The 20,232-nt window shown below is 31.9% G+C and carries 13 protein-coding genes; 9 read left to right on the top strand and 4 right to left on the bottom strand.

Annotated elements, in window-relative coordinates; genetic code table 11:
• From Q0663_RS10670 to Q0663_RS10660, 3 genes are all read left to right on the top strand, one after another.
• Positions 1-2,206: gliding motility-associated C-terminal domain-containing protein (locus Q0663_RS10670; protein ID WP_299010719.1), on the top strand; the 2,206-nt coding region annotated here is incomplete at its 5' end.
• A gap of 11 nt (positions 2,207-2,217) precedes the next feature.
• A complete protein-coding gene (locus Q0663_RS10665; protein ID WP_299010717.1) occupies positions 2,218-3,159 on the top strand; it encodes a type IX secretion system membrane protein PorP/SprF in 942 nt (313 codons plus the stop codon).
• Positions 3,160-3,170: 11 nt separating this feature from the next.
• Positions 3,171-5,069 carry an OmpA family protein gene (locus Q0663_RS10660; RefSeq protein ID WP_299010714.1) on the top strand — a complete coding sequence of 633 codons (1,899 nt, stop codon included), beginning with the start codon at positions 3,171-3,173 and terminating at the stop codon, positions 5,067-5,069.
• A gap of 75 nt (positions 5,070-5,144) precedes the next feature.
• Here Q0663_RS10660 and Q0663_RS10655 read toward each other — a convergent pair whose 3' ends face one another.
• The 3 genes from Q0663_RS10655 to Q0663_RS10645 form a co-directional block, all read right to left on the bottom strand.
• Complete coding sequence (locus Q0663_RS10655; protein WP_299010712.1) at positions 5,145-5,585, bottom strand: CAP domain-containing protein; 441 nt, start codon at positions 5,583-5,585, stop codon at positions 5,145-5,147.
• A gap of 160 nt (positions 5,586-5,745) precedes the next feature.
• Positions 5,746-6,183, bottom strand: coding sequence for a DUF4268 domain-containing protein (locus tag Q0663_RS10650; protein WP_299010709.1), 438 nt, complete (start codon positions 6,181-6,183; stop codon positions 5,746-5,748).
• Complete coding sequence (locus tag Q0663_RS10645) at positions 6,183-6,764, bottom strand: tRNA-(ms[2]io[6]A)-hydroxylase (protein WP_299010706.1); 582 nt, start codon at positions 6,762-6,764, stop codon at positions 6,183-6,185. Before Q0663_RS10645 ends, Q0663_RS10650 begins: the two co-directional genes overlap by 1 nt.
• Before the next feature lie 255 nt (positions 6,765-7,019).
• On the opposite strand from Q0663_RS10645, the gene Q0663_RS10640 reads away from it, so the two are divergent.
• From Q0663_RS10640 to Q0663_RS10615, 6 genes are all read left to right on the top strand, one after another.
• Positions 7,020-12,515, top strand: coding sequence for an MG2 domain-containing protein (locus Q0663_RS10640; protein ID WP_299010703.1), 5,496 nt, complete (start codon positions 7,020-7,022; stop codon positions 12,513-12,515).
• 184 nt (positions 12,516-12,699) lie between these two features.
• Positions 12,700-12,885, top strand: a complete 186-nt coding sequence (locus tag Q0663_RS10635) for a deaminase domain-containing protein (protein ID WP_299010697.1) — start codon at positions 12,700-12,702, stop codon at positions 12,883-12,885.
• 2 nt (positions 12,886-12,887) lie between these two features.
• Positions 12,888-13,157, top strand: a complete 270-nt coding sequence (locus Q0663_RS10630; protein WP_299010694.1) for a hypothetical protein — start codon at positions 12,888-12,890, stop codon at positions 13,155-13,157.
• A 16-nt stretch (positions 13,158-13,173) separates the two neighbouring features.
• Complete coding sequence (locus tag Q0663_RS10625; RefSeq protein WP_299010691.1) at positions 13,174-13,812, top strand: hypothetical protein; 639 nt, start codon at positions 13,174-13,176, stop codon at positions 13,810-13,812.
• A 399-nt stretch (positions 13,813-14,211) separates the two neighbouring features.
• Positions 14,212-16,563, top strand: a complete 2,352-nt coding sequence (gene pbpC / locus Q0663_RS10620) for a penicillin-binding protein 1C (RefSeq protein ID WP_299010688.1) — start codon at positions 14,212-14,214, stop codon at positions 16,561-16,563.
• 59 nt (positions 16,564-16,622) lie between these two features.
• Complete coding sequence (locus Q0663_RS10615; RefSeq protein ID WP_299010687.1) at positions 16,623-18,449, top strand: sodium:proton antiporter; 1,827 nt, start codon at positions 16,623-16,625, stop codon at positions 18,447-18,449.
• On the opposite strand, the gene dnaX is transcribed toward Q0663_RS10615, so the two are convergent.
• Positions 18,438-20,138: a DNA polymerase III subunit gamma/tau gene (dnaX, locus tag Q0663_RS10610; RefSeq protein WP_299010685.1), complete on the bottom strand. Its 1,701-nt coding sequence runs from the start codon at positions 20,136-20,138 to the stop codon at positions 18,438-18,440. The genes Q0663_RS10615 and dnaX overlap by 12 nt on opposite strands.
• Between the last annotated feature and the right edge of the window lie 94 nt (positions 20,139-20,232).

The following is a 20,232-nucleotide window of genomic DNA, read 5'->3' as shown; positions in this document are numbered from 1 at the left end:
AACCGCAACCGACAATTGTGATGCATCTGTAACTGTAAATTACTCAGAAGAGTTTGCAGGACAAGACGATGAATGTGTAACAGAATATACAATTACTAGAACATGGACAGTTCAAGATTGTGCAGGAAATGAAACTTCACACTCTCAAGTAGTAACAGTAGAAGATACGGTAGCTCCAGAGTTTGTAGAAGAATTACCTGCGGATGTAACAGTAAGTTGTGATACAATTCCTGAAGCAGCGGTATTAACAGCGACAGATAATTGTAGTTCATCAGTTACAGTAAATTATTCAGAAGAGTTTGCAGGACAAGATGATGACTGTGCAACAGAATATACAATTACCAGAACATGGACAGTTCAAGATTGTGCAGGAAATGAAACTTCACATTCTCAAGTAGTAACAGTAGAAGATACAGTAGCTCCAGAGTTTGTAGAGGAGTTACCAGCAGCAGAAATTACAGTAAGTTGTGATAATATTCCAGTGATGGAAACACTAACAGCGACAGACAATTGTGATCCATCAGTAACCGTAATTCCAAGTGAAGTAAAAAGTGGAGATGACGATGCTTGTGGATCGGAATACTTAATTACAAGAAAATGGACGGTATCAGATTGTTCAGGAAACACGACTACTCATATTCAAGTAATCACAGTAGAAGACACAGTATCACCAGAATTTGTAGAAGAGTTACCAGCAGCAGAAATCACAGTAAGTTGTGATAACATTCCAGTAATGGAAACCTTGACAGCGACAGACAATTGTGATCCGTCAGTAACCGTAATTCCAAACGAAGTAATTACTGGACAAGATGATGACTGTGTAACAGAATATACAATTACTAGAACATGGACAGTTCAAGATTGTGCAGGAAATGAAACTTCACACTCTCAAGTAGTATCAGTAGAAGATACGGTAGCTCCAGAGTTTGTAGAAGAATTACCTGCGGATGTAACGATAAGTTGTGATACAATTCCTGAAGCAGCGGTATTAACAGCGACAGATAATTGTAGTTCATCAGTTACAGTAAATTATTCAGAAGAGTTTGCAGGACAAGATGATGACTGTGTAACAGAATATACAATTACCAGAACATGGACAGTTCAAGATTGTGCAGGAAATGAAACTTCACACTCTCAAGTAGTAACAGTAGAAGATACGATATCTCCAGAGTTTGTAGAAGAATTACCTGCGGATGTAACAGTAAGTTGTGATACAATTCCTGAAGCAGCGGTATTAACAGCGACAGATAATTGTAGTTCATCAGTTACAGTAAATTATTCAGAAGAGTTTGCAGGACAAGATGATGACTGTGCAACAGAATATACAATTACCAGAACATGGACAGTTCAAGATTGTGCAGGGAATACAGTTTCACATACTCAAGTAATTAATGTTGAAGATACTGAAGCACCAGAATTAGTTTCTACTTTAGAAGATATTACAGTTGAATGTGATAATGTTCCAGAGGTTCCAACTTTAGAATTTACTGATAATTGTTCAGCAAACGTAACTCAAACAAATTTTGAAGAGACAAGTACGTTTGATGGAACTGATAGTAATTATATGATTACAAGAACATGGACAGTTTCTGATGATTGTGGAAACGTAGCTGAATTTACACAAACCATTACAGTAACAGTCAATACATCGGTAACAGAAATAGCTGATTCTAAATGTATAGACGATGGAGAAATTAATTTGAATGATTATGTAGCTAACCCAAGTGAAGAAGGTAGTTGGGAAGTTACACAAGGAAATGTAGTATTATCGGACGATGCAAGTTTTGATCCATCAGGTTTAAGTTTAGGAGACTATGTATTCACTTATACTGAACCAAATAATGGATGTTTAAGGTCAATAAAAGTTACGATTAATTTAAACGATGACTGTATTGTATTACCATGTGGACAAGAAGATGTGGTAATATCAAAAGCAGTAACCCCTAATGGAGATTCATGGAATGAATTCTTTGAAGTAACAGGAGTAGAATCTTGTGGATTTATAGTAAATGTGAAAATATTTAACCGTTGGGGAGCACAAGTCTTTGAGTCTAACAATTATGCCAATAATTGGAATGGAGTTTCTGATGGAACTAAGTTTGGAGGGGCTAAAAGATTACCAGCAGGTACATATTACTACATTGTAATATTAGAAAATAGTGGTTTAAAACCATTTACAGGAGCAATTTATTTAGGAACCAAATAATATTATAAGCTATGAACCATAATTACAGAATATTACAAGCAATTGTTGTGTTACTATTTGCAGGTATTTTTACCGTACAATCGCAACAGTTACCACAATTTACCCAGTACATGTACAATACAATTTCCATAAACCCTGCTTATGCAGGTAGTAGAGAAGTGTTGAGTATAGTTGGGTTGCATAGAAGCCAGTGGGCAGGATTAGAAAGAGCGCCTGAAACGCAAACTTTATCTGTTCACTCACCTCTAAGGAATGATAAAATCGGTCTAGGCTTATCGTTTATTAACGATAAGCTTGGATACGAAAAGTTCACCTATTTATATGGAGATTTTTCTTACACGATTAAACTTAACAGTACTATAAAATTAGCCTTTGGTCTTAAAGCAGGTTTTACTCAATATAATATTGATTATGCTTTAATAGCTGCAGAACCATCTGATCCAGGTATCTCAGGAATTCAAAATAGATGGGAACCTAACATAGGTAGTGGTGTATTAATGCATACTAATAAATGGTATGTAGGATTGTCGGCTCCGAGGCTATTAAATATAGACCATAATGATTTACAAGTTAATGGAATTAATTACGGAGTTGTAGATAAGGTGAGTTATTACTTAACAGGAGGTTATGTATTTGATTTAAGTGATAATGTAAAATTTAAGCCAGCAACTTTAATTAAAGCAACAAACGGAGCACCTTTATCGTATGATATTACAGCAAATTTTTTGTTTAATGAAAAGCTTTGGTTAGGCGGATCTTATAGAATTAACGAGTATACAGGAGCATTAGGAGCTTTGGTAGATTTTCAAGTCTCTCGTCAGTTTAGAATAGGATATGCTTACGAACATCCATTATCTGATATTAATCAATATTCAAATGGTACTCATGAGGTATTATTGATGTTTGAATTACAGCCTAAAGCATATAGAACAAAATCACCTAGATACTTTTAAAAAGCACACTTATGAAAACAAAAATTACATTTATATTACTTTTTTTATCATGTTTTGCTTTTTCACAAAGAAAAGTAGCTGATAAATTCTATAAAGAATACTCCTATATAAAGGCTGCTGAATTCTATAAAAAAGCCATAAACGAAGGAGACGATGGGGTGGATATGATAACAAGGTTGGCAGATTGTTATTATAATAACTCAAACTCTAAACAAGCTGCTTATTGGTATGGGGTGGCTTCCAATAGAGATGAAGGTTTAAGTGATGAAGCTATATATAAATATGTACAATCACTTAGAAGTCTTGGTGAATACGAAAAAGCAGATAAGTGGCTGCAAAAAATACCTGATGTAGTTACCAAAATAGGAATTGTAGATTATGATAAGCTAAAAACACTTAATAAAGACTCTGTAGTAGTAGCAAACTTAGAAATTAATACTAAAAACTCAGAGTTTGGAACGTATGTAAATGGACAAAAACTATATTTTGCTTCGACAAGAAAAAAAGATGGAGAAATTTATGAATGGAATAACCAACCGTATTTAGACTTATATCAAGCCAAAATTATTAAAAATGAAAAAGATGAAGATAGTATAGCAAGTGTTATTCCTATTGTATCTTCTAAAATTAATACGGGTTTTCATGAATCGAGTGTAGCAATAACTAAAGACGGACAAACGTTATATTTTACAAGAAATAATTTAAACGAAAAGAAAAAACTAGAGTATAGTAAAAAAGGTACATCGCATTTAAAAATATTCAAAGCCACGTTGGTTAACGGGCAATGGGATAATATTGAAGAGTTACCGTTTAATGATAAAATGTATTCTAGTGGACATCCAGCATTGAGTCCGGATGAAAAAACATTGTATTTTACATCTGATAGACCTGGAGGTTTTGGAGCAACCGATATTTACAAAGTAGCTATTTTACCTAATGGAGAGTATGGAGCACCAATAAACTTAGGAGAGAAAATTAATACAGCTGATAGAGAAATGTTTCCGTTTGTAGCTAAAGATTATACACTATATTTTTCTTCGGATGGATATGCAAATTTAGGATTATTAGATATTTTTAAATCTGATTTACTAAAAAATAACTCGTCAGAAGTTATAAATATAGGAGCTCCATTTAATAGTGGATATGATGATTTTGCTTTCTTTTATAATGAAGATGCAAAAACAGGGTACTTTTCTTCTAACCGACCAGGAGGAAAAGGACAGGATGATTTATATAAGTTTAAAACCTTAAAGTGTAAACAATATATTAAAGGGAGAACTTTTGATAAAAGAACAAAAGAATTGTTGCCAAATACTTTAGTAGAATTAATAGATGCCCAAGGTAAGGTAATACAAAGATTTGTTACACAAGAAGACGCTTCTTATATTTTTGAAGTAGAATGCGAGAAGATATTTAGATTAAGAGGAACAAAACTAGATTATAAAGATGACTTCATTAATAATATTGAAACGACAGATGTAAGAGGTATAGAAATAGATCGTGATTTATATTTAACACCATTAATTATAGGTAATGAGATTGTAATTGACCCAATATTCTTTGATTTTAATAAATGGAATATTCGTCCTGATGCTGCTTACGAGTTAGAGCATATAGTAAGAGTGTTAAAAAATAATCCGAAAATGATTATAAAAATTGAAGCACATACAGACAGCAGAGGAAGTGACCGATACAATGAAATTTTATCTGATAGAAGAGCAAAATCTACTAGAGATTATATTTATTCACGTGATATAGCCAAACACAGAATTCAAAGTGCTATTGGTTATGGAGAAAAACAATTGATAAATAAGTGTTCTAACGGTGTTAAATGTACCGAAGAAGAACATCAAGAAAACAGACGATCAAAATTTATAATCACGAATAATTATAAAGGTGAAAATAAGTAATTAGTCTCCCGTAGAGTAGTTTTCTTTAGCCCCGATTCAATGCGCATGTTGGATTGGGGTTTTAATTTAAGTTTACTACTTTTTTACAAAAATGTTAGTGTAATACCATTTACCGTTAGCGCTTTTTTCAGCAGTAACTTCAAAGTGAGTATAATCGCCTTCAATATTTTCTTTGTGACCTTCGCTTTTAATCCAAGCATTAACTACAGCTTCAGCAGTAGAATAGCCATAAGCTACATTTTCACCTACTTTAATAGCATCAGCATTTTCAGCTAAATACTCTTTGCGTTGGTAAAAAAAGTCGTGTGAAACCTCGTCTTTCTCAATCATATAGTTGGTATGATTGCTTGTTTGTGACTTAATAGTTTGTAACTTGCTTAGTGAAGAAAAGCCATTATTAACTCTATACGTGTTAATTAGACCTAAGATATCTGCTTCAATCGGTTTTTCACTGATGCTAGCTGACATTTCAGGGTTGTCAATTATTTCAGTTTCATTAGACGAACAAGACGTCAATATTAGCGCACAACAAAGCACTAATAACTTAAGGGGGTAGTTATTCATGATTAGGGGGTTAAGGGGTTAATCAAAAAAACTTTGCAAAGATATAACGAAAACTCAATACAAAACAAGTTAATTGTATGTTTTTGAGGTAAAAAGGGGCTTTTTCCTGTGATTAGATAGCTTGTTTTATAAAGTCATCATACTCATAAAAAAACAGTTCAAATTGAGTCATAGTTTCAACATAAAACTCATAACAATCTCGCCAAGTATCTTTATTGTGAATGCTGAATTTTTTGTCAAAAGGGACATAAATTCTACGAATAACCTTGTGATTATCTAGTTCAAAGTTATCATCAAAAATAACCTCAGGTAAATATTCACTTTCCAGTATTTTTTTTAAAGAAAGTAGCTGATCATAAAGTAATTCATTGGCTATTTCTTCAGGGTGTTCAAAATCTAAACAAACAGAAGCTTTTTTTCTGTCCGCCTGAAATTTAAAAGAAAACCCTTTTATTTTGGTATTGTATAACAACCATTTTCTTGGAAAAGACTTTCCAAAACTTGTCCAAAATTCTTTACGTAACCGAGCAGATTCTTCTTTACTAAACACTATCCGTGAACTTTTGCAGTTTTACCTCTTTCTCTCATCATTTTGGCTTCAAAAGCTAATAAATCTTCCCATTTTTTATCAACGATTTCACGATCCATATACTTACGAGCATACCCTAAAAATAAGGTGTAATGATTTGCTTCAGAAACCATTAAATCGATATAAAATTTAGATAATTGTTCATCTTCCATGTTATCAGCAAAAACCTTAAAACGTTCACAACTTCGAGCTTCAATTAAAGCAGCAACCAATAAACGATGTATTAGGGCTTCAGTTCTGTCTTTCGTGTGTGGAAAAAACTTTTGTAATCGTAAAGCATAGTCATTTTTAGTAGCCTGTCCTAAAACCATACCTCGTTCTATCATTATGTTATGCACCATTCTAAAATGTTCCATTTCTTCAATGGCAATATCACTCATGTCCTTAACAAGTGCTGTTTCTTCAGAGTAATTGATAATAATTGACACAGCATTCGAAGCAGCTTTTTGTTCAGCAAAAGCATGATCGGTTAGTAACTGTTCTAATCCATTTTTAGCAACTTCAACCCATGAAGTTTCCGTGTCAAATTGTAATCCAAGCATATCGTGTAATTGAGGATGTAAAAGTAAAAAATATAAGCACTAATTGTATAGTAAATACCCTAAAAATGGTAAATTTGCTGTTAAAAAAAGTCTCTTAATAAAATTGCTTAAAAATATTGATTCGAATTACGAATACTAAATGAATTGCTACAGATTCTAAATAGGATAATCTTTTAAAAATATTTTTCATTAGTTTTATAAAGAATAGAGAAAGTCAAAACTTCTAAAAAAATGAAATTACAGCTACTAAAAAAAATGAGAAAAATTATTGGCGTTTTTGCATTAATCTTTTTAATGATTACTGCTAATTCGTGTAAAAAAACAGTTACTACAGAAAGTAACGTTAATGAGTTTGGTGAGTATATTAGTGTTTTTCCCGATAAACTAATATCGGTAACCCCAAACTTAAAGTTTGTATTAAAAAAGAAAATAACAACAAATTTTGAAGCAACTGAAGTTATTACTACCAAACCAGCTATAAAAGGGGAAGTAGTTTTAAACGATAATGAGTTAGTTTTCGTTCCTGCTGAAAAATTAAAAAGTAATCAAGAATACTCAATAACACTTCATTTATCAAAGTTATACGAAGATATTGATGAGAACTTAGAGAGTTTTAATGTTAATGTAAAAACTAAAGAATTATTATTTAATGTTTCCTTACAATCTCCAAGCGTTTATAATAAAAACTTATATGCAGTTGAGGGAGAATTGACAGCGAGTGATATTATAGAAACAGATAAAGTACCATCTTTAGTAAAAGCTACCTATAATGGAAAGACAAAGCTTATAAAGTTTAGTACTGTTGGAAAAGTAAGTTCTAAAGTTTACTTTAAGATAGACAGTATAGAACGCTATGAGGAAGACAAACAATTAAAGGTAGAATGGACAGGAGCACCAGTTCAGTCAGAATCTAAAGGAAGTAGAGAAGTAACTATTACAGGGAAAAACAACTTTAAAGTATTAAGTGTAGAAGTTGTTGATACAGATAAACAGCATATAGAAATAAGTTTTTCAGACCCATTACAAAAATCACAAAACTTAAAAGGATTAATTCAGTTTTTAAACACTCAAAAAAGAGCTTTCACATATAAAGTGAATAGTAACAAAGTAACTGTATATCCTAAATCATCATTTACACAAAAAGTAGATATAGAAATATTCAAAGGAATTAAGAGTGCAGATGGTTATGCTTTGAAAGAAAATACGATTAAAACAGTGTATTTTGAAGAATTAAAACCTGCTGTAAAGTTTATAAAAAGTGGATCTATACTTCCAAACTCTAGTAATTTAAAAATTAACTTTAGTGCAGTAAACTTAAAAGCAGTTGATGCAACTGTCTATAAAGTTTATAAAGAAAATGTACTACAATTTTTACAATATAATGATTTAAGTAATCAAGGAAACCTACGATATGTTGGGCGTCCAGTAGCTAAATATACAGTAAACCTGGGTAATCAAGGATTAGATTTAAGTAAAGAAAATGCTTTTGCTATTGATTTAGCTGAAATAGTAAAAGTAGAAAATGGAGCAATGTATAGAGTTGAGTTTTCTTTTAACAAAGACTATTCAAATTATAAATGTGCTGAAGGTGTTTCAACGAAAACTATAGTGTTCGGTAAAAAAGAAATAGACACTAAAAGTTATGATAGTCCTAATTATTATGATGACTACTATTATGATTATAGTTGGAGAGATAGAGAAAACCCTTGTACAACTTCATATTATTATAATAAAAATATAAGCACCAATATTTTAGCTACGAATATTGGTGTTATAGTAAAAAAAGGAAATAATAATAAAACACTAGTAGCAGTTACAGATATACTTACTACAAACGCTATTGAAGGAGCTAAAGTAAGTTTATACAACCTACAAAAACAAGAAGTAGCTTCAGCTACAACTAATAAAGAGGGGGTTGTGTCTTTTTCTGATGTTACAAATGCCTTTTTTGCAGTAGTAACTAAAAATAACAATACAACTTATGTGAAATTGAAAGACGGAGAAGCACTTTCAATGAGTAAGTTCGATGTTTCTGGAGTAAAATTACAAGAAGGAATCAAAGGGTATATTTATGGAGAACGAGGAGTTTGGAGACCAGGAGATCAACTATTCTTAACTTTTGTTTTAAATGATAATGCGAATCCAATTCCAGAGGGACACCCAATAAAATACGAATTAATTAACCCACGAGGAAAAATAATCGATAGAAAAGTACTTCCAAAAAAGTCAAACAATGTATATGCATACGCTCCAGTAACAAATCCAGAAGCTATTACTGGTAATTGGAAAGTACGTGTAAGTGTTGGAGGAGCTGTTTTCAACAAAACATTGAAAGTTGAAACTATAAAACCGAATCGATTAAAAATTAAACTAGCTACAGATTCAGAATTCATTAAAGCAAACTCAACTATTACAGGAGATGTAGAAGTAAAATGGTTACATGGAGCAATAGCAAGAGGGTTAAAGTTAGATATTAACGGAAAATTCTCACAAACGAATACAGAGTTCCCAAAATACAAAAACTATAATTTTGATGATGTAACTCGTCGATTTGGAACAGAAGAGTTTAAAGTACTAAAAGGAAGTTTAAGTAATGAAGGAACTACTAAATTTTCGGTAAAGCCTAAATTAGATAGTAAAGCTCCAGGAATGTTAAGAGCGAGTTTTATTACAAAAGTGTATGAAAATGGAGGAGACTTTAGTACCGATGTATTTTCTAATAAAGTGTCACCGTATACTTCATATGCAGGGTTACAAGATGCGGAAGAACCACAATCTAAAAACTATTTATTTACAGATGAAAACTATACATTTAATGTAGCTTCAGTAAACGAAGAAGGAGTAGGAATAGCAAATACTTTAGAAGTAAATGTATATAAATTATCATGGCGTTGGTGGTGGAGTACTTCTGATAATGGATTGTCTAGTTATGATGGTACACGTTATCATGAACCTTATAAAAAACTAAAAGTAACTACAAACGCAAATGGTAAAGGAACCTTTAAACTAAAGGTTGATGAAAACGATTGGGGACGTTATTTAATAAAAGTAAAAGATTCAAAAAGTAAACACGTTACCTCAAATGTAGTGTATTTTGATTGGCCTTCTTGGTATGCTAAGAAAAAAGGAAACCAAGATAAGAGTAATGCTACGATGTTGATATTTACAACCGATAAAGAATCGTATGAAGTAGATGAAAAAGCAACTGTTAAGTTTCCATCTTCAGAAGGAGGAAAAGCGTTTATTACCATAGAAAACGGAACAGAAGTATTAGATCATTTTTGGGTACCAACACAAGCACAACAAACATCGTTTAGTTTTCCAGTAAAAGCGAGTTATACACCAAATGTATTTGTAAACATTTCATTGTTACAAAAACATAGTCAAACAGTAAACGATTTACCAATTCGTATGTATGGATCAATACCAATGTTGGTACATAACCCTGCAACGAAATTAGAACCAATAATCCAGTTAGCAGACGAGTTACGACCAGAATCTACCGCTACCGTTCGAGTAAAAGAAGAAAAAGGTAGGGCGATGACCTATACCATTGCGTTAGTAGATGAAGGCTTGTTAGATTTAACACGTTTTAAAACTCCAAACCCTTGGGGAGTGTTCTATGCACGTCAATCTTTAGGAGTAAAAACATGGGATATTTTTGATGACGTTATTGGTGCTTACGGTGGAAAAGTAAATCAAATATTAAGTATTGGAGGTGATGAAGCAGAAGCGGGAAGTAAAAACCGTAAAGCTAACCGATTCAAACCAATGGTAACCTATTTAGGACCTTTCGATTTAGAAATGGGAGATATTAAGGAACACAAGATTAAAATACCTAAATATGTAGGTTCTGTTCGTGCTATGGTTGTAGCTACGGATACTAAAAAAGATGCATATGGTCGTGATGAAAAAACAGCTTTTGTACGTAAACCTGTTATGATTTTAGCATCATTACCGCGTAAAATAACTCCTCAAGAAACTGTTACTTTACCAGTAACTGTTTTTGCAATGAAGCCAAATATCAAAAATGTAAAAGTTACAGTACAACCAAACGAAGCATATACTATTGTAGGAGATAAAACACAAACCGTTTCATTTAGTCAGCCAGATGAAAAAATGGCGTATTTCACCTTAAAAGTGAACGATTTTAAAGGAATTGGTAAGGTGAAAATAGATGCAAGTTCAGGAAGAGAAAAAGCATCTTACGAAGTAGAGATTGATGTCTTAAATCCGAATCCAGTTACGACCGAGGTAAAAGATTTAGTGTTAAATTCGAACGAACAAGGAGAGTTAAACTTCACTAGTTTTGGAACCAGAGGAACTAATGGAGCTACGTTAGAGTTATCTACATTACCTCCAATGAACTTTACAAAGCGTTTAGGGTATTTAATTCGTTATCCACATGGTTGTGTAGAGCAAACCACTTCTGGGGCTTTTCCACAGTTGTTTTTACCAGAATTATTTGAATTATCAAAAGAAAAGATAGCTTCAACAGAAAGAAATATAAAAGCAGCAATTCAACGTTTATCAGATTTCCAATTATCTAATGGAGGGTTGTCATACTGGCAAGGAAATAGTACTGCAGATAGTTGGGGAACGTCTTATGCAGGACATTTTATGATAGAAGCAGAGAAGAAAGGATATGTGTTACCTATTGGATTCAAATCAAAATGGATAGGATATCAAAAACAACAAGCACGTAATTGGAGAAATAACTCACGTTATTACAACAATTCTTTATCACAAGCATATAGATTATATACGTTGAGTTTAGCAAATAGTCCTGATTTAGCATCAATGAACCGTTTACGAGAATCAATGGGAGTTTCAGATGAAGCAAAAATGAGATTAGCAAGTGCGTATGCTTTAATAGGTAAAAAGGCTATAGCAAAATCTATTTTAAAAGGAATAACTGGTTATACCTATACAAAACGATATTATTCAAACTATGGTTCTGAAACTAGAAACAAAGCTATGTCTTTAGAAACTTATATGCTACTGGATGATGAAATGAAGTCAATAAAATTAGCAAAAGAGATTGCTGAAGATTTATCTAGTAACAATTGGATGAGTACGCAAACAACAGCATATAGTTTATTAGCAATGAGCCAATATGCAATGAAAAATGGTGATAGTGATGGAATTAATGTCAACTATATTTTAAATAAGGCATCAGGAGAAGCAAGTACTTCAAAATCGTTGTTAGCAAAAGATTTAATCGCAATTCAAAAGGAGAACTCATTAAAAATAACAAACAAAAACAGTGGTGTTTTATATGTACGTATACTAAACAAAGGGATATTACCAGTTGGTGAGGAAAAAGTATTCCAAAAGAATTTAGAAACAACTATTACATATAAAACAAAAGATGGAGCTCGTATTACTCCAGATAACTTGTCACAAGGAACTAACTTTGTAGCTGAAGTTACAGTAAAGAATCCAACAAGTGAAACGATTGATAATGTAGCATTAACACAATATATTCCTTCAGGTTGGGAAATTGTGAATACTCGTTTTACCGATTTTGGAAACATTACCACATCTTCAAAAGTAGATTATACCGATATACGAGATGCAAGTATCAGTAACTACTTTACCTTGAAGAAGTACGAAACCAAAACATTTAGAGTATTAGTGAATGCTTCGTATTTAGGTGAATATTATTTACCAGGAGTACAAGTAGAAGCAATGTATGACAACGATTATATAGCTCGTACTAAGGGACAGTGGATTAAGGTAATTAAGTAAATAGTTCCTAAACAATCATTACGGTTTTTATAGTGATTGTTTGTTATTTGTTAAATTTTAAAAGAGGGTACGAGGGATATTTTTTAGGAGAAATTTGACACATAAAATAATTTATGCAAACCCCGCTAGCGCGAGCATCTTGCTCGTGACAGTATGAGTAAAGGCATGTAAAGAAAAAGAAGATATGTTAACAGATAATAATTTAAACTATAATGTTGTAAGCAGCACAAGCGAGACGCTTGCGCCAGCAGGGGAGATAAAGTTAGTTTCAGAACTACCTTATTGTATGTCTTGTCAAGGAGTGATACAAGATTTTAGTACAATGTTCCCTAATGTAAAAGTTATATTAATAGATGGTTTAAAATATTAAAAATGAAAATAAAAAAAATAGTTTATTCACCTTTAGCAGTTGAACAATTAGTTTATAAATTTAATAATAATAATAATACAGAAATTGAATTGATTAATACAGACTATGCAGATGGAACATCTTTTGTAACCTTAGATATCAAAGAAATCTCAATTGAACTTATTTATGACTTTGCATATCAATTAGGAAGTTTAGAAAAGTATTTAGCAATGAAAGGGGATAGTTGGTTACCTTTAGATGAATACCCATTTCCTCCAGAAAAAGAAGAGTAATAAAACTAAAGTTAACATGTCTAAAAGTAATTTTATTTTATATACGCTAGCCTATGTAGGCATTGCTGCTTTATTAGCATTTATAGGAGGACTAGATATCTTAAATGGTGATAGAGATATAAATACAAAACCTGAAGTATTTAATAAAGTAAAAAGGATTGATTTAAAATATAATAACCTGGATATACATCCATTAATGAGGAATAGGTTAAATCTTAATATAGTAACCAATAAAAAAACAGTTCATTTTCAGTACTATATACCAGATGAGAAATACAAAACTTTATTAGGAGTTTTAAAAAAAGAGAATTTAATTAAAAATGAAGAAGAGTTTTTTAATTCACTTCCTATTAGTTTGAATGAGATTGAGCTAAGTTTCATAAACACTTTAGAAGTAATTTATAGTAAAGAAAAGTTAGTATATCTAGCTATAAATAAAGAAACCATTCTTGGAAGTATTCCAAATATAAAGAAAGGAATAATTATTTGCTTAGGGTATTTTATAACAGTACTAGGTTGGTCTGGGCTGTTACTATTACCTATAGGAGCGTATTTTCAAATAAAAGATAATGAAGAGCATGGTACAAATATTTATGTGCCAAATAGATTAGAAGGAATAAAAAGCTTTTTTAAAATTTTTACAAAAAAAGATTAAAAAATAAAAACTCGATAGCGCGGATTTGCAATCTGTGCATATACAGAAAAAACAATAAAAAAGCATGTCAACAACATATAAAGCAATTTGTTTGTCTTGTATAATATGAATTAGAAAAGTAAAATACCCCGCTAGCGCGAGCATCTTGCTCGTGACAGTATGAGTAAAGGCATGTAAAGAAAAAGAAGATATGTTAACAGATAATATTTAAACTATAACGTTGTAAGCAGCACAAGCGAGACGCTTGCGCCAGCAGGGGGACAGTGGATTAAGGTAATTAAGTAAATAGTTCCTAAACAATCATTACGGTTTTTATAGTGATTGTTTGTTATTTGTTAAATTTTAAAAGAGGGTACGAGGGATATTTTTTTAGGAGAAATTTGACACATAAAATAATTTATGCAAACAATTTTCAAATGGATACAACAAAATAAAATCAAAACAATCATCACAGTGTTCGTGGTGATTGTTTATTATTTCTGTTTACCTAAAAAATTATTTGAGACACCTACATCAACAGTTGTTACTGCAAAAAATAATGAATTGTTAGGAGCTGTTATTGCTAGTGATGGTCAGTGGCGATTTCCTGAGTTAGATTCTGTGCCTAAAAAATTCGAACATTGTATTTTACAGTTTGAAGACGCTTATTTCTACAATCATTTCGGATTCAATCCTATTTCAATAGGAAAAGCAATGGTAGAAAACATCAAAGCGAAAAGAGTTGTACGAGGAGGAAGCACATTGACACAGCAAGTAATTCGCTTATCAAGAAAGAATAAAGAACGTTCCTATTTTGAAAAATTTCAAGAGCTAATCCTAGCCACTCGATTAGAATTTCGTCACTCAAAAAAAGAAATTCTAAACCTCTATGCATCTCATGCTCCTTATGGAGGAAATGTTGTTGGGTTAGAAATGGCTTCTTGGCGTTATTTTGGTTTAAAACCACATCAATTGTCATGGGCGGAAACAGCAACTTTAGCTGTATTGCCTAATGCTCCGTCGTTGATTTATCCGGGAAAAAATCAACAAAAGCTAAAAAATAAAAGAAATAGGTTATTACAAAAACTGCATGAAGAAGGTATAATTGATCAAATTACGTATGATTTAGCTATTGAAGAAGAGTTACCACAAAAACCATATCCGTTACCTACAGTCGCACCACATTTTGTACAAGAAGTAACGAAACAGTATAGAGGAAAACGCGTAAAAAGCTCTGTTGATATCCATTTGCAAAGACAAGTAAATAATTTAGTAAAGCAGCATTATTTCCGTCAAAAACAAAATGAAGTCTACAATATGGCAGTATTGGTGTTAGATGTTAAAACAAGAAAAGTACTGTCTTATGTAGGGAATTCTCCAACCGATAAAGCACATCAAAAAGATGTGAACAATATCATCGCTCCAAGAAGTACAGGAAGTACTTTAAAGCCTTTTTTATATGCGCAAATGCTACAATCGGGAGATTTACTACCTAGTCAATTAGTCGCAGATGTACCAACAGAAATAGCAGGGTATTCACCAAAAAACTTCAATTTAACTTTTGATGGAGCTGTTCCAGCCAATGAAGCATTAACCCGTTCGTTAAATATTCCTTCAGTACGTATGTTACAACGTTATGGATTAGAAAAGTTTAGAGAAGACATTAAAGCGTATCATATTAATGATATTAATAGGTTAGCAGATTATTATGGACTTTCATTGATTTTAGGTGGAGCAGAAGCTAGTTTATGGGATTTATGCAAAACTTTTGCAGGCTATGCAGGAATTGTAAATCACTATGAAGAATTAAAGCATAAATATTATCAGAAGGAATTTATAGAACCCAATTTTTTATTTGAAGGAAATCCAAATTTTGGAAAAGTTCAAAAAGACTATACAACTTTAGATGCTGGAGCTACATTTTTAACACTAAACACTTTGTTAGAAGTAAATAGACCTTATACAGATCAAGCTTGGAAATATTACGATTCATCTCAAAAAATAGCGTGGAAAACTGGAACCAGTTTTGGGAATAAAGATGCATGGTCTATTGGTGTAACCCCAAAATATGTGGTAGGAGTATGGATAGGAAATTCTGATGGAGAAGGACGCCCAGATCTTACAGGAGTAGGAAGCGCTGCGCCGTTAATGTTTAATGTTTTTGATATTTTGCCAAAATCAAATTGGTTTTTAGAACCTTATGAAGATTTGATAGAAGTAGCTATTTGTGAGAAAAGTGGTTTTTTAGCTAAACCTATTTGTACGTCCATTACAAAAAGAGTTCAAAAAAGTGCAATGAAAGCACTATCATGCCCATATCATCAACAAATTATGGTTGATAAACTTGAAAAATTCAGAGTAAATTCGAACTGTGAATCCATTTTAAACATGAAACCCAAATCATGGTTTGTATTACCTCCGTTAATGGCTCATTATTATCAACAAAACAATGCTGATTATAGACCATTACCTACCTATAGGTCTGACTGTAATCGATTAGAAAGTAATTTAATGGGCTTTGTTTTTCCTTCAAAAAGTATAACAAAAGTTTCGTTAACAAGAGGAGAAGATAATCAATTACATCCTATAATTTTAAAGTTAACACACAGTAATTCAGAAGCAAAAGTTTACTGGTATTTAAACGAGCAGTTTGTAGGTATTACAAAGCAGTATCACGAACAAGCAATTTTGCCTAAAGAAGGGACTTACACAGTTACAGCTATAGATGACCATGGTAATGAATTAAAGAGAATTATAGAGATAAAAAAGTAAGTAAATGTAAAAGCAGTTTAATTAAAAGCTGTATTTTTAGTTTTTTTTAAATATTAAATATGTTAGAACTAGCGGGGATAATTATATTAGGAATTTTAGCTCAATGGGTAGCGTGGAGATTTAAAATTCCAGCAATTTTACCTTTAATTTTAATTGGACTACTTGTAGGTCCAATTGCAGCAGAATTTTTTAATGAAGATGGAAGTAAATGGATAGAACCCGTATGGAATGGAGAAAAAGGATTATTTCCTGGTGATGGTTTGTATTATTTTGTTTCGTTATCAATTAGTATCATTCTTTTTGAAGGAGGGTTAACCTTGCGACGTGGAGAAATTAAAAATATAGGTCCTGTAATTACGAAATTAATAACCTTAGGAGCAGCAGTTACCTTTTTTGGAGGTGCTATTATTGCTCATTATGTTTTTGGTTTAGGTTGGGAGTTATCATTTTTATTTTCAGGGTTAATTATTGTAACAGGACCAACCGTTATAACACCAATTCTCAGAAATATACCACTTAAAAAGGATGTTTCCGCAGTTTTAAAATGGGAAGGTATTTTAATTGATCCTATCGGAGCTTTAGTAGCGGTACTTGTTTTTGAATTTATTAGTGTTGGAGGAGATGCAGGTTTTACAGGAACAGCTTTATTAGAATTCTTAAAAATCATTTTATTCGGAACTACTTTCGGATTCACCTTTGCACATGCTTTAATTTTCGTTATTAATAAAAAGTGGGTGCCACATTACTTATTAAATGTAGTGTCATTATCTACTGTTTTATTAGTATTTGTAGAATCTGAATTATTTGCCCATGAATCAGGATTATTAGCAGTTGTGGTTATGGGAATGGTATTAGGAAATAGTAAGTTGAAGAATTTAAAAGAGATTTTATACTTTAAAGAATCACTTAGTGTATTACTAATTTCAATACTGTTTATCTTATTGTCAGCCAACATCGATTATAAAGAATTAATGCTTTTATACGATTGGAAAACATTATTATTATTTGCATTAATTGTTTTTGTAATTCGTCCTCTAGCAGTTTTCTTAAGTACTTCAAAATCTAATTTAAAAACCAATGAAAAATTATTTATTAGTTGGGTAGGACCAAGAGGTATTGTTGCTGCAGGTATTGCTTCTCTATTTGGAAGTAAGCTATTAAAGCAAGGAGTAGAAGGAGCAGAATACATTACTCCGTTAGTATTTATGATTGTACTAGGAACTGTATTGTTAAATGCAACGACAGCACGATTATTTGCAAAAATAGTTGGGGTATTCTTAAAACGATCTAATGCAATCATGATTGTAGGTGCATCAGATGTAGCGAGGTTAATAGCAAAATATTTGAAAGAGAATAAAAGAAGAGTTGTTTTAATTGATTCTAACTCGGAAAATGTAGAAAAAGCAAAAGCAGAAGGATTAGAGTCACTTGAAATAAATGTTTATGACGATGAACTTACGGATAATATTGAATTAAATGATGTAGGTTATTTGGTTGCTATGACAGGGAGTGATTCAATTAATAAATTTGTGATTTCAAATTTTTCTTCAATTTTCGGAGAACAAGGAGCCTATCGTTTAGCTACTTCTCAAGAAGTAATAACAAAAGATTATGAAGATGAAGATCATCTATTTACAATCGAAGATGATTATATCAATATAATGGAAGCAGTAAGAGAGTTTCCAGAGATTCATGAAACCCAAGTTAATTCAGTTCAAGAGTATAAAACTAAAATAGAGAAAATACATGATGAAGTTAAGTCTATTCCAATTTTAGTTAAGAATAAAAGTACTAATGAAATCTTATTAATTTCTGAGTTTGAGCATGATGTAAAGAAAATTGAAGGTTGGATAGTTGTTTATTTAGGAAAAAACCTAAACATCTAAACCAAAAGTACTTTTCAACTTTTCAAGTAACGGATTTTTTTCTTTGAGTTTGTCATACTTCTCCTGAGGAGTATAGGCAAACTTTTTTTCTATAGTTTCGTTAACCTTTACATTAATTTGTATTCCGTAATTATTAAGTTTTTCGCGTAAGAAACGTAATAATTTTGGTTTTCCTTTTTCTAACTGTGACTTCATTAAGTCACTAGGTACAGCAAATATGATGGTAAAATCTTCCTCTAATTTGGGCTCATCAGAGGCTATAATTGCGGCCATACTCTGTTCCCCTAAACGTTGAAGTTGAAAATAGTACTTCTTCCAAGCATCTTTTAATTCATCTATAGAAAAAGGTGTTTTAGGATGATTATCGTAGTTTTCTTCTTCATCTAAATTTACCTTAACATCTTTTTTTTGCTGTAAACTCTTTAAAGATAAGGCAGAAGTACGTCGTTTAATATTCTTTAAAATTGGTTTAGCAGGAGTTTCTTTTGTAACTGTGGCTGTTACCGGAGCTGTTTCCGCTTTTTTAGGAGTTTTTGCAACAACAGGTTTCACTTCAGTCTTTTTAACAGAAGGAGATAAAGAGGTAAAAAAAGTAGCAGGAATTATGTAGTTGCTAGATTTTTTTTTTGCTCCATCAAAAGTGATAGAGGCAATTTGCATTAAAGTAAGTTCTACCAATAATCGTTGGTTTTTACTTCCTCGATATTTTAAGTCGCAATCATTAGCCTTATCTATCGCAGGCATTAAAAACTGCATGCTAGCTTTGGTAGCTTGTTCTAAGTATCGTTTTTTAGTATTGTCTCCAACTTCCAATAAAGCAATAGTCGCTTGATCTTTGGCTACTAACAAATCTCTAAAGTGAGAAGCTAAACCGTTTATAAAATGATGTCCCTCAAAACCTTTTCCTAACACATCATTAAATGCCATTAAGACTTCTGGAATTTTATTCTGAAGTAATAAATCGGTAATGTTAAAATAAACATCGTAGTCTAACACATTAAGGTTTTGCGTAACCGCTTCGCGAGTTAAGTTATTTCCTGAGAAACTTACAACTCTATCAAAAATAGAAAGCGCATCACGCATGGCTCCGTCAGCTTTTTGAGCAATTACATGTAATGCATCATCTTCAGCAGTAATATTCTCCTTAGCACAAATTGTTTTTAAATACTCTTTAGCATCTAAAACACCAATACGTTTAAAATCAAAAATTTGACAACGAGATAATATCGTTGGTATAATTTTATGCTTTTCTGTAGTTGCTAAAATAAAAATTGCATGTGCAGGTGGTTCTTCTAACGTTTTTAAAAAAGCATTAAAAGCGGCTTGAGAAAGCATGTGAACCTCATCAATAATATAAACTTTATACTTTCCTGTTTGAGGTGGGATTCGAACTTGATCGGTAAGGTTACGAATGTCATCAACCGAGTTGTTAGAAGCCGCATCTAATTCAAAAATATTAAAAGCAAAATCTTCATCATCTGTAGTTGCATCTTCTTGGTTAATACGTTTAGCCAAGATACGAGCACACGATGTTTTACCAACTCCACGAGGTCCTGTAAACAATAAAGCTTGAGCTAAATGGTTGTTTTGTATAGCATTTTCTAACGTATTAGTAATGGCTTGTTGCCCTACCACATCTTCAAAATTTTGAGGACGATATTTACGTGCCGATACTATAAAATGTTCCATTAAAATCTACTGTTTACTTGAACAAAAATAGAAAACACAGTGGCAACACGCAAACAAAATTCTTAAGGAAATATTAAAGTTGTAAACAATTGTA

The organism is uncultured Tenacibaculum sp. (genome assembly GCF_947504135.1).
Lineage (GTDB): Bacteria > Bacteroidota > Bacteroidia > Flavobacteriales > Flavobacteriaceae > Polaribacter.
Note: the sequence above shows the minus strand (reverse complement) of the source record. Positions and strands in the feature narration are given on the sequence as shown.

Excerpts from the sequence above, each read along its gene's own strand:
- Q0663_RS10665 (WP_299010717.1), top strand. The coding sequence starts at position 2,218 with ATGAACCATAATTACAGAATATTACAAGCAATTGTTGTGTTACTATTT.
- Q0663_RS10660 (WP_299010714.1), top strand. The coding sequence starts at position 3,171 with ATGAAAACAAAAATTACATTTATATTACTTTTTTTATCATGTTTTGCT.
- Q0663_RS10645 (WP_299010706.1), bottom strand. The coding sequence starts at position 6,764 with ATGCTTGGATTACAATTTGACACGGAAACTTCATGGGTTGAAGTTGCT.
- Q0663_RS10640 (WP_299010703.1), top strand. The coding sequence starts at position 7,020 with ATGAGAAAAATTATTGGCGTTTTTGCATTAATCTTTTTAATGATTACT.
- Q0663_RS10635 (WP_299010697.1), top strand. The coding sequence starts at position 12,700 with ATGTTAACAGATAATAATTTAAACTATAATGTTGTAAGCAGCACAAGC.
- Q0663_RS10630 (WP_299010694.1), top strand. The coding sequence starts at position 12,888 with ATGAAAATAAAAAAAATAGTTTATTCACCTTTAGCAGTTGAACAATTA.
- Q0663_RS10625 (WP_299010691.1), top strand. The coding sequence starts at position 13,174 with ATGTCTAAAAGTAATTTTATTTTATATACGCTAGCCTATGTAGGCATT.
- pbpC (WP_299010688.1), top strand. The coding sequence starts at position 14,212 with ATGCAAACAATTTTCAAATGGATACAACAAAATAAAATCAAAACAATC.
- Q0663_RS10615 (WP_299010687.1), top strand. The coding sequence starts at position 16,623 with ATGTTAGAACTAGCGGGGATAATTATATTAGGAATTTTAGCTCAATGG.
- dnaX (WP_299010685.1), bottom strand. The coding sequence starts at position 20,138 with ATGGAACATTTTATAGTATCGGCACGTAAATATCGTCCTCAAAATTTT.